General features: G+C 69.5%; 10 protein-coding genes. 9 read left to right on the forward strand and 1 reads right to left on the reverse strand.

Annotated features, from left to right (window positions below; all coding sequences use genetic code 11):
• Positions 1–36: 36 nt before the first annotated feature.
• From AB0B82_RS28435 to AB0B82_RS28470, 8 genes are read left to right on the forward strand one after another with little or no spacing between them, the layout of a single operon-like run.
• Positions 37–822, forward strand: coding sequence for a TIGR03084 family metal-binding protein (locus AB0B82_RS28435; protein ID WP_360175054.1), 786 nt, complete (start codon positions 37–39; stop codon positions 820–822).
• Positions 819–2,528: an acyclic terpene utilization AtuA family protein gene (locus tag AB0B82_RS28440; RefSeq protein WP_360175057.1), complete on the forward strand. Its 1,710-nt coding sequence runs from the start codon at positions 819–821 to the stop codon at positions 2,526–2,528. The genes AB0B82_RS28435 and AB0B82_RS28440 overlap by 4 nt, the downstream gene beginning before the upstream one ends.
• On the forward strand, positions 2,525–3,646 hold the full coding sequence (locus AB0B82_RS28445) for an acyl-CoA dehydrogenase family protein (protein WP_360175060.1): 1,122 nt from the start codon (positions 2,525–2,527) through the stop codon (positions 3,644–3,646). Before AB0B82_RS28440 ends, AB0B82_RS28445 begins: the two co-directional genes overlap by 4 nt.
• On the forward strand, positions 3,643–5,196 hold the full coding sequence (locus AB0B82_RS28450; protein WP_360175063.1) for a carboxyl transferase domain-containing protein: 1,554 nt from the start codon (positions 3,643–3,645) through the stop codon (positions 5,194–5,196). The genes AB0B82_RS28445 and AB0B82_RS28450 overlap by 4 nt, the downstream gene beginning before the upstream one ends.
• 5 nt (positions 5,197–5,201) lie before the next feature.
• Complete coding sequence (locus AB0B82_RS28455) at positions 5,202–7,139, forward strand: biotin carboxylase N-terminal domain-containing protein (RefSeq protein ID WP_360175066.1); 1,938 nt, start codon at positions 5,202–5,204, stop codon at positions 7,137–7,139.
• Positions 7,136–8,293 (forward strand): acyl-CoA dehydrogenase family protein, encoded by a 1,158-nt coding sequence (locus tag AB0B82_RS28460; RefSeq protein ID WP_360175069.1) that lies wholly within the window; start codon positions 7,136–7,138, stop codon positions 8,291–8,293. Before AB0B82_RS28455 ends, AB0B82_RS28460 begins: the two co-directional genes overlap by 4 nt.
• 39 nt (positions 8,294–8,332) lie before the next feature.
• The gene (locus tag AB0B82_RS28465) at positions 8,333–9,889 is read left to right on the forward strand and encodes an AMP-binding protein (RefSeq protein WP_360175072.1); all 1,557 of its coding nucleotides are present in this window, start codon (positions 8,333–8,335) and stop codon (positions 9,887–9,889) included.
• The gene (locus tag AB0B82_RS28470) at positions 9,882–10,493 is read left to right on the forward strand and encodes a TetR/AcrR family transcriptional regulator (RefSeq protein ID WP_360175075.1); all 612 of its coding nucleotides are present in this window, start codon (positions 9,882–9,884) and stop codon (positions 10,491–10,493) included. Before AB0B82_RS28465 ends, AB0B82_RS28470 begins: the two co-directional genes overlap by 8 nt.
• Positions 10,494–10,623: 130 nt before the next feature.
• Here the strand turns inward: AB0B82_RS28470 and AB0B82_RS28475 are convergent, their stop codons facing one another.
• The gene (locus tag AB0B82_RS28475; protein WP_360175081.1) at positions 10,624–12,861 is read right to left on the reverse strand and encodes an NACHT domain-containing protein; all 2,238 of its coding nucleotides are present in this window, start codon (positions 12,859–12,861) and stop codon (positions 10,624–10,626) included.
• 119 nt (positions 12,862–12,980) lie between these two features.
• Between AB0B82_RS28475 and AB0B82_RS28480 the strand changes: the two genes are divergently transcribed.
• Complete coding sequence (locus tag AB0B82_RS28480) at positions 12,981–14,432, forward strand: MDR family MFS transporter (RefSeq protein ID WP_360175078.1); 1,452 nt, start codon at positions 12,981–12,983, stop codon at positions 14,430–14,432.
• Positions 14,433–14,523: the final 91 nt, after the last annotated feature.

A 14,523-nucleotide genomic window follows, 5' to 3' on the forward strand; every position in this document is an offset into this window, starting at 1 on the left:
CGCTCGGCGGCACGGAGCCTCGCGAGGAGGTACAGCGTGCTGGACGAAGTGCTGGCGGACCTGTGGGCCGAGAGTGCCGAGCTGGATCGCCTGGTCGGTGGGCTGGCCGCCGACGCGTGGGCGACGCCGACGCCGGCCGAGGGCTGGACGATCGCGCATCAGATCGCCCACCTGATCTGGACCGACGAGGCCACGCAGCTGGCCGCAACCGATCCCGAGGCATTCAAGGAACGCCTGCAGGCAGCAGCCGCGAGCCCGCACACGTACGTCGACGAAGGCGCCGCCGAGACCGCCGCACTGCCACCGGACCAGCTGCTGACGTACTGGCGGGAGACCCGGACCGAGGTCGCCGAGGCGCTCAAGAAGGTGCCGCCCGGCGAGAAGGTGCTGTGGTACGGGCCGCCGATGAGCCCCACCTCGATGGCCACCGCGCGACTGATGGAGACCTGGGCGCACGGGCAGGACGTGTTCGACGCGCTCGGCGTCCAACGGCAACCGACGAACCGGCTGCGGCACGTCGCGCATCTCGCGGTCCGCACCCGTGACTTCGCGTATCTGCTCAACAACCGCAAGCCGCCCGCCGAACCGTTCCGCGTCGAGCTCACCGGACCGGACGGCGACGAATGGTCGTGGGGTCCGGAGGACGCCGCGCAACGAGTGACCGCGTCGGCCCTCGACTTCTGTCTGCTCGCGACCCAGCGCCGCCATCGTGACGACCTGTCCGTCCGGGTCGAGGGGGCGGACGCCGAGGAGTGGCTCGGGATCATCCAGGCCTTCGCCGGCCTGCCCGGAAAGGGTCGAGAGCCGGGGCAGTTCGGATGACCGAGCCGATCCGCATCGGGAACGCATCCGGTTTCTACGGCGACCGGTTCACCGCCGTGCACGAGATGCTGACCGGCGGACCGCTGGACGTGCTGACCGGCGACTACCTCGCCGAGCTCACGATGCTGATCCTCGGGCGCGACCGCCTGAAGGACCCCAACCTGGGCTACGCACGAACGTTCCTCAAGCAGCTCGAAACCAGCCTCGGCGAGGCGCTCGACCGTGGCGTGAAGATCGTCAGCAACGCGGGCGGCCTGAACCCGTCCGGCCTCGCCGCCGCCATCACGGAACTCGCGGACAGACTCGGTCTGCACCCCAAGGTCGCGTACGTCGCGGGCGACGACCTGCTGCCGCGCGCCGGAGAACTCGGCTTCGGGCAACCGCTCACCGCGAACGCCTACCTCGGCGCCTGGGGGATCGCCGAGGCGCTGCACGCCGGCGCCGACGTGGTGGTGACCGGCCGGGTCACGGACGCCTCGGTGATCGTCGGCCCGGCCGCGGCGCATCACGGCTGGAAGCGGACGCAGTACGACGAACTCGCGGGCGCGGTCGTCGCCGGGCACGTGATCGAGTGCGGCTGCCAGGCGACCGGCGGGAACTACGCGTTCTTCACCGAGATCCGCGACTTCGGCCGGCCCGGGTTCCCGATCGCGAAGATCCACGCGGACGGCAGTAGCGTGATCACCAAGCACGACAACACCGGCGGCGCGGTCACGATCGACACGGTCAAGGCGCAGCTGCTGTACGAGGTCACCGGCCCGCGGTACGCCGGTCCGGACGTGACCACGCGCCTGGACTCGATCGAGCTCGCCGACGACGGCCCGGACCGGGTCCGGATCACCGGCGTCCGCGGTGAGGCCCCGCCACCGACGTACAAGGTCTCGCTGAACAGCGTCGGCGGGTTTCGCAACGAGGTCGACTTCGTGCTCACCGGGTTGCAGCTCGAGCAGAAGGCCGAGCTGGTGCAACGCCAACTCGAACAGGCGCTGCCGCAGCGGCCGGCCGAGTTGCGGTGGACACTCGCCTGGACCGAGAAGCCCAATGCCGAGACCGAGGAGGAGGCCAGTGTCTTCCTGCGGTGCGCGGTGAAGGACCCGGATCCGAAGGTCGTCGGCCGCGCGTTCAGCAACGCCGCGGTCGAACTGGCACTGGCGAGCTACCCGGGCTTCCACGTCACCGCGCCGCCCGGCGAGGCTTCGCCGTACGGCGTGTTCCGCGCCGGGTACGTCGACATTCACGAGGTGGAGCAGGTCGTTGTACTGCCCGACGGTACACGGCGGATCGTCGACCCCGCGCCCGAGACGCGGCCGCTCGAACCGGTCGAGGACATCGAGCCGCCGATGCCGTTGCTGCAGCTGTCGAGCGGACCGCCGCGGACCCGCGAGGTGCCGCTGGGACGGATCGCCGGCGCGCGCTCGGGCGACAAGGGTGGCGATGCGAACGTCGGCGTGTGGGTCCGCAACGAGAAGGCCTGGCGGTGGCTCGCGCACACCCTCACGGTCGAGCTGTTCCAGACGCTGCTCCCGGAAACGCAGCCGCTGACCGTCACTCGGTACCTGCTGCCGAATCTGTGGGCGGTGAACTTCGTCGTCGAGGGTCTGCTCGGCGAGGGCGTCGCGGCGCAGGCACGGTTCGACCCGCAGGCCAAGGCGCTCGGCGAGTGGCTGCGGTCGCGGTACGTCCACGTACCGGAGGTGCTGTTGTGAGCGACTTCCGGGCATCGGTACGGCGATTCATGACGGCCGAGGTGCTGCCGCAACTGGATCAGTGGGAGCGGGACGGCGAGCTGCCGCGGGAGCTGCACAAGAAGGCCGGGGCGATCGGGTTGCTCGGCGTCGGGTTCCCGGAGGCGGTCGGCGGTGGCGGCGGTTCGCTCGTCGACGTGCTCGACGTGGTCGAGGAGATGCATTACGCGGGCGGTTCCGGCGGGCTGGTCGCGTCGCTGCTGACCTGCGGTATCGCGCTGCCGCACATCATTGCGGCCGGCAACGAGGAGCAGCTCGAGCGGTGGGTCCGGCCAACGCTGAACGGCGACCTGATCGGCGCGTTGGCGATCACCGAGCCGGACGGCGGATCCGATGTGGCGTCGCTGCGGACGACAGCCCGCCGGGAAGGGGATGTCTTCGTCGTCAACGGCGCGAAGACGTACATCACGTCGGGCTGTCGCGCGGACTTCGTCACGACCGCGGTCCGTACCGACGGTCCAGGTGCGCACGGGATCAGCTTGCTCGTGATCGATGCCGGTACGCCGGGATTCGACGTGTCGCGGCGGCTGGAGAAGATGGGCTGGCTCTGCTCCGACACGGCCGAGCTGTCGTTCACCGACGTGCGGGTGCCTGTGGACAACCTGATCGGCGCCCAAGGCACCGGCTTCGTCCAATTGGCCGTCAACTTCGTGGCGGAGCGGCTCACGTTGGCCGCGCAGGCGTACGCCGGAGCGCAGCGCGCGCTCGACCTGACCGTCGAGTGGTGCCGCAACCGTGAGACGTTCGGGCGGCCGTTGATCTCGCGACAGACGGTGCAGCACACGCTGACCGAGATGGCGCGGCGGATCGACGTCGCACGGGTCTACGTACGAGACGTCGCGCGTCGAGCCGACGAAGGTGCGGACGTGATCGCGGCGGCCTGTTTCGCGAAGAACACCGCCGTCGAGGCCGGGCAGTGGGTCTGCGACCAGGCGTTGCAACTGCACGGCGGGCTCGGGTACCTGCGCGAGGCCGAGGTGGAACGCCAGTACCGCGACCAGAAGATCCTCGCCATCGGCGGCGGGACGACCGAGATCCTGACCGGCCTGGCCTCGAAACGACTGGGGTTCACCGCATGAGCAACCGCCAAGCGATGCTGGAGAAGCTGCAGGCCCTGGACGCCGAGCACGCCAAGGCGCTGGCCGGCGGCGGCGAGAAGTACGTCGCCCGGCACCACCAGCGCGGCAAGTTGCTGGCCCGGGAGCGGATCGAGTTGCTGCTCGACCCGGACTCGTACTTCCTCGAACTGTCACCGCTGGCCGGCTGGGGTTCCGACTTCACCGTCGGCGCCAGCCTGGTCACCGGGATCGGCGTGGTCGAGGGTGTCGAATGCCTGATCACCGCGAACGACCCGACGGTGAAGGGCGGCGCCAGCAACCCGTGGACGTTGAAGAAGGCGCTCCGCGCGGACGAGATCGCGCGGGCGAACCGGCTGCCGGTGATCAGCCTGGTCGAGTCCGGCGGCGCGGACCTGCCCACGCAGAAGGAGATCTTCATCCCGGGTGGCGCGATGTTCCGCAACCTGACCCGGCTGTCCGCCGAGGGGATCCCGACGATCGCGCTGGTGTTCGGCAACTCGACCGCGGGCGGGGCCTACATCCCGGGGATGAGCGACTACGTGGTGATGGTCGACGGCGGCGCCAAGGTGTTCCTCGCCGGGCCGCCACTGGTGAAGATGGCGACCGGTGAGGACGCGGACGACGAGTCGCTCGGCGGCGCGTCGATGCACGCGCGGCAGTCCGGGCTGGCCGACTACTTCGCGGCCGACGAGCCCGACGCGATCCGGCTCGGCCGGCAGATCGTGTCCCGGCTGAACTGGCGCAAACTCGGTCCGCCGCCCGCGCCGTCGTACGACGAACCGCGGTACGACGCCGACGACCTGCTCGACATCGTGCCGGCGGACCTGAAGATCCCGTTCGACCCGCGGGACGTGATCGCTCGCGTGGTGGACGGGTCGGTGTTCGACGAGTTCAAGCCGCTGTACGGGTCGTCGCTCGCGACCGGCTGGGCGACCGTGCACGGTTACCCGGTCGGCATCCTCGCGAACGCACGCGGCGTACTGTTCAGCGAGGAGTCGCAGAAGGCCGCGCAGTTCATCCAGTTGGCGAACCGTGCGAACACCCCGCTGATCTTCCTGCACAACACCACCGGCTACATGGTCGGGCAGGAGTACGAGCAGGGCGGGATCATCAAGCACGGCGCCCAGATGATCAACGCGGTGTCGAACTCGAAGGTCCCGCACATCTCGATCCTGATGGGTGCGTCGTACGGCGCCGGGCACTACGGGATGTGCGGTCGGGCGTTCGACCCACGGTTCCTGTTCGCGTGGCCGTCGGCAAAGTCCGCGGTGATGGGCCCGCAGCAGTTGGCGGGCGTCCTCTCGATCGTCGCGCGGGCAGCGGCCGAGGCGAAGGGCATGCCGTACGACGAGGACGGCGACCGGCAGATGCGCGCGTACGTCGAAGGTCAGATCGAAGCCGAATCGCTGCCGATGTTCCTGTCCGGCCGGCTGTACGACGACGGCGTCATCGACCCTCGCGACACCCGAACGGTCCTCGGCATCTGCCTGTCCGCCATCCACTCCGCCCCGGTCGAAGGTACGTCGTCCTTCGGCGTCTTCAGGATGTGACGCGCATGATCACTTCGGTACTGGTCGCGAACCGGGGCGAGATCGCCCGGCGGATCTTCCGTACGGCGCGCGCACTCGGGATCTCGACGGTCGCTGTGCACTCGACGGCCGATGCGCGGATGCCGTTCGTCGCCGAGGCCGATGCCGCGGTGCACCTACCCGGCAATGCACCAGCGGAGACCTATCTGCGAGCGGAGCTGATCATCGACGCGGCGCGGCGGGCGGGCGCGGACGCCGTACATCCGGGCTACGGGTTCCTGTCCGAGAACGCCGGGTTCGCGCACGCGGTCCTCGACGCCGGGCTGACGTGGATCGGGCCGCCGGTGGACGCGATCTCGTCGATGGGGTCGAAGATCGAGGCGAAGAAGCTGATGGCGGCGGCCGGGGTCCCGGTGCTGGCCGAGCTCACGCCGGCTGAGGTGGCGGCCGACGCTCTGCCCGTGCTGGTGAAGGCGTCGGCCGGGGGCGGCGGACGCGGGATGCGGGTGGTGTCGCGGCTGGAGGATCTCGCGGCCGAGATCGATGCGGCGTCGGCGGAGGCGTTGTCGGCCTTCGGCGACGGGACCGTGTTCTGCGAGCGGTACCTGGCGGCTGGGCGCCATCTCGAGGTGCAGATCATGGCCGATCGGCACGGCACGATCTGGGCCGTCGGTGAGCGCGAGTGCTCGATCCAGCGCCGGCACCAGAAGGTCGTCGAAGAGGCGCCGTCGCCGCTCGTCGGACGCATTCCGTCGATGCGGCCGGCCTTGTACGACGCGGCCCGGAAGGCGGCCGCCGCGATTGGGTACGTCGGCGCCGGGACGGTCGAGTTCCTCGCCGACGAGGACGGGAACTTCTACTTCCTCGAGATGAACACGCGCCTGCAGGTGGAGCATCCGGTCACCGAGGAGACGACCGGACTCGACCTCGTCGAGCTGCAGTTCGCCGTCGCCGCGGGCGAGCACCTGCCGCCCGAACCGCCGCCGACGGTCGGCCACGCGATCGAGGTGCGCCTGTACGCCGAGGATCCGCTGAACGACTGGCAACCCCAGACCGGGCACCTGTGGCGGTTCGACCTTTCCGGACCGGATGGCGCGTCAGACGACCGAAGTGTTCCACACCGGCTGCGCGTCGATTCGGGCGTGGCGAGCGGGTCGGACGTATCGCCGTACTACGACGCGATGCTGGCGAAGGTGATCGCATCCGGGCCGGACCGTACGACGGTCGCGCGGCGACTGGCCGGCGTCCTCGACCGTGCGACGATCCACGGTGTCGGCACGAACCGGGAGCTGCTCGCGTGGATCCTGCGGCACCCGGCGTTCCTCGCAGGCGACACCGACACCGCGTTCTTCGACAAGCACGGGACCGGCCCGGCACCGGACGACGACGTCGTCAAGGCGTCGGCGCTGGCCGCTGCACTGGCAGATGCAACCACGCGGCCGACGCCGGTGCGTGTGCCGAGCGGCTGGCGGAATCTCCCGTCTCAACCCCAGCGGAAGACATACCGCGCGGGCGACGCGGTACAGGAGGTTGCCTATCGCCTCACCCGTCACGGGCTGGAAGTCGACGGGGACATCACGCTGGTCGACAGCACGCCGGGGCGGGTCGTGCTCGAGGTCGACGGCGTACGGCGGACGTTCGACGTCGCGGCGTACGACGGGCTCGTCTGTGTCGACTCGTCGCTCGGTCATGTCGCGCTGCATCCCGTACCGCGATTCGTCGATCCGGCGGACCAGGTGGCGGCAGGATCGTTGGTCGCACCCATGCCAGGGACCGTGATCCGGGTCGGCGTCGAGGTCGGCGACAGGGTGAAACAGGGACAGCCGCTGTTGTGGCTGGAGGCAATGAAGATGGAGCACACGATCGCCGCTCCCGCGGACGGTGTCGTCAGTGAACTGAAGGTGTCAGCGGGCCAGCAGGTCGATGTCGGCGCCGTACTGGTCGTGGTCGGGGAGGACGCATGAACTTCGTGGAACCGGACGAACGTCGCGAGCTGCGCAAGGTCGTCGGCGAGCTCGGCAAGAAGTATGGGTACGAGTGGTTCAACCGGCAGGCGCGCAGCGGCGGGCACACCACCGAGCTGTGGCTGGAGGCGGGCAAGCTCGGTTATCTCGGCGTGAATCTCCCCGAGCAGTACGGCGGCGGAGGCGGCGGGATGGCCGAACTGTCCGTGGTGCTGGAGGAACTCGGCGCGGCCGGCTGCCCACTGCTGATGATGGTCGTGTCGCCGTCGATCTGCGGGACGGTGATTGCCCGCTACGGCACCGACGAGCAGAAGCGGGGCTGGCTGCCCGGCCTCGCCGACGGCTCGACGATCATGGCGTTCGCGATCACCGAACCGGACGCCGGCTCGAACTCGCACCAGATCACCACGACCGCCCGCCGCACCGACGGCGGCTGGTCGCTGACCGGGCGCAAGGTGTTCATCTCCGGGCTCGACGTCGCGCAGGCGGTCCTGGTCGTCGGACGGACCGAGGACGCCCGCAGCGGCAAGCTCAAGCCGGCGTTGTTCATCGTGCCGACCGACGCGCCGGGCCTGGAGTACCGGCAGATCGAGATGGATCTGATCAGCCCGGACAAGCAGTACTCGCTGTTCCTGGACGACGTCCAACTGCCGCGCGAGGCGCTGGTCGGCTCCGAGGACGCGGCGCTCCTGCAGCTGTTCGCGGGCCTCAACCCCGAGCGGATCATGGCGTCCGCGTTCGCGATCGGGATCGCGCGGCATGCCCTCGGCAAAGCCACGGCGTACGTCAAGGAACGCCAGGTCTGGACGAGCCCGATCGGCGCGCACCAAGGGCTGGCGCATCCGCTCGCGCAGATCAAGATCGAGCTCGAGCTGGCCCGGCTGATGATGCAGAAGGCGGCCGCGCTCTACGACGCCGGAGACGACCTCGCGGCCGGTGAGGCCGCGAACATGGCCAAGTACGCCGCCGGTGAGGTCGCCGTCCGTGCCACCGACCAGGCCGTGCAGTCGCTCGGCGGGAACGGTATGACGGTCGAGTACGGCGTCGCCGCGCTGGTCGCCGCCGCCCGCGCGACCCGGATCGCACCGGTGAGCCGGGAGATGATCCTGAATTTCGTCGCCCAGCACAGTCTGGGACTGCCCAAGTCGTATTGAGTTTCGGAGCTGGTCAGCCGTACACAAAGGAGTGGGGACATGATCATCACGAGTGAATTCCCGCCCGTCGAGGTGCTCGACGTACCGATCCACGAGGCTGTGCTCGGGAGGGCGCAGGAGTACGGCGACCGGCCGGCCCTGGTCGACGGCGTCACCGGCAAGACCCTCAGCTATGCCCAGCTCGACCATCTGACGCGGCGGGTCGCCGCGGGGCTGGCCGAGCTCGGTGTCCAGCCGCACGACGTGATCGCCCTCTACAGCCCGAACACGATCCTGTACCCGGTGGTGTTCTACGGCGCGACACGGGCCGGCGCGACCGTGACCACGGTGAACGCGCTGTACACCGCGGACGAGCTGCACAAGCAGCTGGTCGACTCGAAGGCGAAGTTGCTGGTGACGATTTCGCTGTTCCTGCCGGTCGCGACCGCGGCGATCGAGGGCACCGACGTCGAGCAGATCTTCGTCTGCGACGAGGCCGAGGGGTACCGCTCGATCCAGGAGCTGTTCGCGTCGACGGCAGCGGAGCCGTCGGTGCCGATCGACCCGGCCGAGGACGTCGCGGTGCTGCCGTACTCGAGCGGGACGACGGGCGCGGCCAAAGGCGTGATGCTGACCCATCGCAACATCGCGACGAACATCTCGCAGGCCGAGGTGATGATCCGGCTGGACGCGGACGAGCGGATCATCGCGATCCTCCCGTTCTTCCATATCTACGGGCTGACCGTGTTGATGAACCTGCCGCTGCGGCTCGGCGCGACCGTCGTGGTGCTGCCGAAGTTCGACCTGCAGCAGTTCCTGACCACGCTGGACCAGCAGCGGATCACGCGGGCCTTCGTGGCGCCGCCGATCGTCCTGGCGCTGGCCAAGCACCCGGCGGTCGACGGGGTGGATCTGTCCCACTTGAAGTACGTGATGTCGGCCGCGGCGCCGCTCGACGGTGAGTTGGCCGAGGCGTGCGCGAAGCGGCTCGGGTTGCACGCGGTGCTGCAGGCCTACGGGATGACCGAGTTGTCGCCGGGCACCCACTCGGTGCCGCAGGACGACCCCGAGCCGCCGCCGGGTGCGGTCGGCAAGCTGTTCCCTTCGACCGAGCTGCGCCTGATCGGTGCCGATGGCAACGACGCGGACGAGGGCGAGATCTGGATCCGCGGACCGCAGGTGATGAAGGGCTACCTCGGCCGGCCAGCGGACACCGACGCGACGATCGACAGCGACGGCTGGCTGCATACCGGTGACATCGGACGGATGGACGACCGCGGCTACCTGTATGTGATCGACCGGGTGAAGGAGCTGATCAAGTACCACGGGTACCAGGTGCCGCCCGCGGAGCTGGAGGCCGTGCTGCTCACCGACGACCGAATCGCGGACGCGGCGGTCATCGGTGTCGATGCCGACGGCAACGAGGTCCCGAAGGCGTTCGTGGTGCCGATGCCGGGCGTCGACCTGACCGCGGACGACGTGATCGAATACGTCGCCGCGCGCGTGGCGCCGTACAAGAAGATCCGGCAGGTGGAGTTCATCGAGGCGGTGCCGAAGGCGGCGTCGGGGAAGATCCTGCGGCGCGAGCTGCGGGCTCGTGAGGCGGCTCGTGAGTGAAGCTCTGAAGGAGCCGCAGCAGGATCGGTCGCGGGCCACCCGGCAACGGTTGCTGGAGGCAGCGGTCGAGTCGCTGGCGGAGGTCGGGTACGCCGCGACGACGGTGTCGGTCGTCGCGGCGCGGGCCGGGGTCTCGCGGGGCGCCGCACAGCATCACTTCCCGACCCGGGCCGACCTGTTCGCGGCGGCCGTCGAGTACATGACCGAGGTACGCCTGGCGGAGATCCGCGCGCAGGCCGCCGCGTTGCCCCGCGGAGGCGGGCGGACCGAGGCGATCGTCGGGATGCTCGCCGACGTGTACACCGGTCCGCTGTTCCGTGCCGCTTTGCACCTGTGGGTCGCGGCGTCGACCGAGGAACCGTTGCGGCAGCAGATCGTCCGGCTGGAGGCGCACGTCGGTCGGCAAGCACACCGGGCGCTACTCGACGTTCTCGAGGTGAGCGAGCGGACGCCCGGCGTACGGGAGACCGTGCAGGGCGTGCTGGACATGGCGCGCGGCCTCGGGCTGGCCGATCTGCTGACGGACGACAGCGCCCGGCGGCGAGGCATCGTCCGGCAGTGGAGCCGCATCCTCGATCAGGCTCTGCGCGCCCCCGGCGTATGACCGAACACGCGCCGGAACGTGTCGATGAACGCACTGGTCGACGCCCAGCCGGTCCGGTGCGCCACGCGGGTCACCGACTCACCGCCCGCTGCACGCTGATCGTGCTGGCTTTCGGCAGCAGCCTGATCGGCTATGCCCTCACGGAGCCTGCTGCCTGACGAGCGCCGATGCGGCGTTCCACCTTGGCAGCGAGTTCGTCGGGGGTGCACTCGGCGAGGTGGTCGCGCACGAGGAGGTGGATGAAGGCGAACTCGCTGCGCCCGGTGCGGGCCAGTACATAGCGATCGGCGGCGTACTGCAGGAAGGCACGGCGGCGCCACGGCAGGTAGCCGGTCCAGTGCAGCAACAGGTCGTGCAGCCACCGGGACATCGGTCCGGCGAGGACAGGTGGTCGACGACGCCAGGCCTTGGCTGCTACCACGCCCAGCACGATTCCGACAGCGGCGTCGAGGTGCGGCTCGGTCAGGTCCGCGCCGAGCAGCAGTGCGATTGGAAACGCCACCGCAGCACCACCAACGACGCACAGGTCCATCCGCCACGTGTCGCCGACGTCACTGGCCGGCAGGTGATCGTTCGGCAGCGACTTGACCATCCGGATGCCTTGAGCGACCAGTAGCCCGATCGCGATGCCACAGGCGAACGGGAGCGCGTCTCCGAGGCTCAGCACGACGGCGCTCGCGCCGATCACCACAACAAGCCGTACGCCGAGCAGCAACCGCCGCCGGTTGTCGTGGAACACGAGGAGTTCTACTACGTACGCACCGGCGACCAGTGCAGCCTCGATAGCGAGGGCGATCTTTGCGGTGAGCAACTCGACCAGGCCCAGTGCGGCCCCGGTCACCGCGATGGTCATCGCAGTGCCGGTCACGGCGATCAGCGCGAAGAGCAGTGCCTGGTCCGGGCCGCGGGCGTCGGGTTTGTGCCACGGGTGCGGGCGGATGTGCACCAGGAGGAGCGCCGTACCCGCAACAGCCAGCCCGGCGAGAGCGCCGTACTGCGCCAGCATCATCAGCGTCGCGCCGGCAGCGACGGCGACGAAGAACGCCGGCAGGCACACCGCGTAGGTCAGTGAGTCGACCTCGCGCAGCGACAACCCGTACCAACCGTCCGGCGTCACCCAGCGCGGTATGGCGGTCCGGTCGCCCGCCCGGCTGCGGGTCCACCACGCCAGGCACCACAGTCGCCGTACGGCGGTCTTGACGTCGTACTGCCGCGCTGTCTGACGGTTGCGCGCGAGAACCTCGCAGATGTAGGTGTCGAACAGTTCGCGGCGGAGGTCGGCGACGCCGCGCGCTCTCAGCTCCTGCGGCTCGCGGCCCTGGTACGCGAGGACCATGACGTTCAGCATCAGGGGCGAGTTGACCAGCTCCCACAGCGCGTCGTCCTGCTCGATCGCTGCGCGCGCACCGTCGAGTGCGGGGCCGACCGCGGCGAAGTAGTCGAGCACCTGCCCCTTGGTGAGCGGCCTGATGTGCACGGCGCCGAACAGGCGTAACTTCTGCGGGAGGCGTTCGTAGTCGTTCGTCCGGCACGTCACCGCGAGCTGACCGATCCGGTAGCTGCGGCGGAGTTCCTCCAGGACCTGCGCGAGCTTGCCGCGAGCCGGCTCGGCGATTTCGTCCAGTCCGTCCAGCAGCAGCGCCAGTTCGCCGTTGCTCAGCCAGGTCCGGCCGACCGCCGACGGGATCTTGTAGCGGTCCTCCAGCTCGGACAACAGCCACCTGATGAAGCCTGCCAGCAGCGGGCTGTCCAGCGGGTCGTCGTCCCTGCCGTGCGCCGTCTGCGCCGACCAACCGGCCAGGTCGACCAGAACGGGCAGCGGGCGGTCTTTGTCGTTGCGTGCCTGCTCGGTGAGCGTCCCGGCCAGGTTGAGCAGCAGCGTCGTCTTGCCCGCGCCCGGTGCGCCGAGGATCAGCATCGAGTCCTGCAGCTCGTCGAACACCCTGTCGATGTCCGCCGCGTTCGGAACGTCCTGCGGGGCGCTGTCGAGCGGCTGGACGAACAGGTCGTAGGGGCGGACCACCACACTCGGGTCCTCCTCCAGCGCGAGCGCAACGCGCGCAGCGAGCGAACCGGCCCGCCGTTCGGAGTAGTAGCGGTCGATGTGCGCGAGCGCGTTCCGGCGGTTCCGCGGCTGGTCGGCCACCCGGCGCGAGCTCGGCGGCAGCCGGCGGTTCCGGACCTCGAGCAGTGCGGTCACCACCGCGACCACCCAGAGCACCCCGATCAGCGGCCAGACCCCGCGGACGTACGGCGCGAGGAAGGCGGGCACCGTACCGCCGGTGGCGATGTTGATCGCGATCGGCAGCAGCACCAGGCTGAGCGAAACGGTGATCACGAGCACGACAGCACTCAGCACGGCCCGCATCCTCACCCTGGTGAGCGTAACGGTCCGTGAGCCCACCGTCGCGGCCGCGCGTGCCCACGTCCCGAGGAGCGATCCGCCGGTACGGAATCGATGACAGGTCACTTACATTGGTAGGCGATATGACTACTGAGCAGCTCGGCCGCACCGGGGTGGGACTGCGGTCCGAACGAGGCCCCATCCTGCTCTCGGTGATGTTGAGCGTCGGCCTGGTCGCGATCGACGCCACCATCCTCGCCACCGCCGTACCGTCCGTCGTCGCCGACCTCGGCGGCTTCACCCAGTTCCCGTGGCTGTTCTCGATCTACCTGCTGGCGCAGGCCGTGTCGGTGCCGATCTACGGCAAGCTCGCCGACCAGCGCGGGCGGAAGCCGATGATGCTGCTCGGCGTCGGGCTGTTCGTGCTCGGCTCGGTGCTCTGCGGTCTCGCCTGGAGCATGCCGGCGCTGATCGCGTTCCGGCTGATCCAGGGGCTCGGCGCCGGCGCCATCCAGCCGATCGGGATGACGATCGTCGGCGACATCTACACGGTCGCCGAGCGGGCCAAGGTGCAGGGCTACATCGCCAGCGTGTGGGGGATCTCGTCGTTCGTCGGCCCGACACTCGGCGGGGTGTTCTCGGACTTCGTCTCCTGGCGGTGGATCTTCTTCGTGAACATCCCGCTCGGGATCGCGGCCGCGTGGGTGCTGGTCCGCAAGTTCGAGGAGAAGGTGGCCGAGAAGACCAGCCACCAGATCGACTACGCCGGATCGGTGCTGCTCGCGGTCGGCGGTTCGCTGCTGCTGCTCGGGCTGCTCGAGGGCGGCGTGATGTGGGAGTGGGACTCGCCCGCGAGCATCGTGATCCTGGTCGCGGCCGTCGTCCTGCTGACCACGTTCGCGTTCGTCGAACGCCGGGCCGCGGAGCCGGTGCTGCCGTTGTGGGTGCTGCGTCAGCGGGTACTGAACTCGGCGAACTCGGCCGCGCTGCTGATCGGTCTGCTGATGATCGGGCTGTCGACGTACGTGCCGTTGTTCGCACAGAGCGTCCTCGGTACGTCGGCACTCGTCGCCGGGTTCACACTCGCCGCGATGACCTTGGGCTGGCCGATCGCTGCGTCACTCGCCGGGCGGATCTACCTGCGGGTGGGATTCCGTACGACGATGCTGATGGGCGCCTCGATCGTCGTCGTCGGAGCGGGTCTGCTGCTCACGGTCGGCACGAACAGCGCCGTACTGCACCTCGCCGCCGCGTGTTTCGTCATCGGGATCGGGCTCGGCTTCTCCGCGTCGCCGTCGGTCGTCGCGGCCCAGTCGTCGGTGGACTGGCAGACGCGTGGCGTGGTCACCGGCGCGAACATGTTCGCCCGCTCGATGGGTAGTGCGGTCGGTGTCGCCGTCTTCGGCGCGGTCGCCAACGGCGTGGTGGCTGCTCGCCTGGGCGACGACCACGCCGACCTCGAGAAGGTACCTGCCGGGGTGCTCGCGCCAGCGATCCATGACGTCTACTACGGCGCGGCGGCCGCTGCCGTGCTGCTCGTGCTAGCCGTCGCCTTCATGCCGAACCGTATCGCCGAACGCCCGCTGCGCAGCTAGAGCATGTCTGACAAATGTCGGGTCCAGGCGATGACTGCGTTGAGGACGGCGGCGGCGCGGTAGACGACGGCGAGTTTGTCGTAGCGGGTGG

The organism is Kribbella sp. NPDC048915 (assembly GCF_040649595.1).
GTDB lineage: Bacteria > Actinomycetota > Actinomycetes > Propionibacteriales > Kribbellaceae > Kribbella.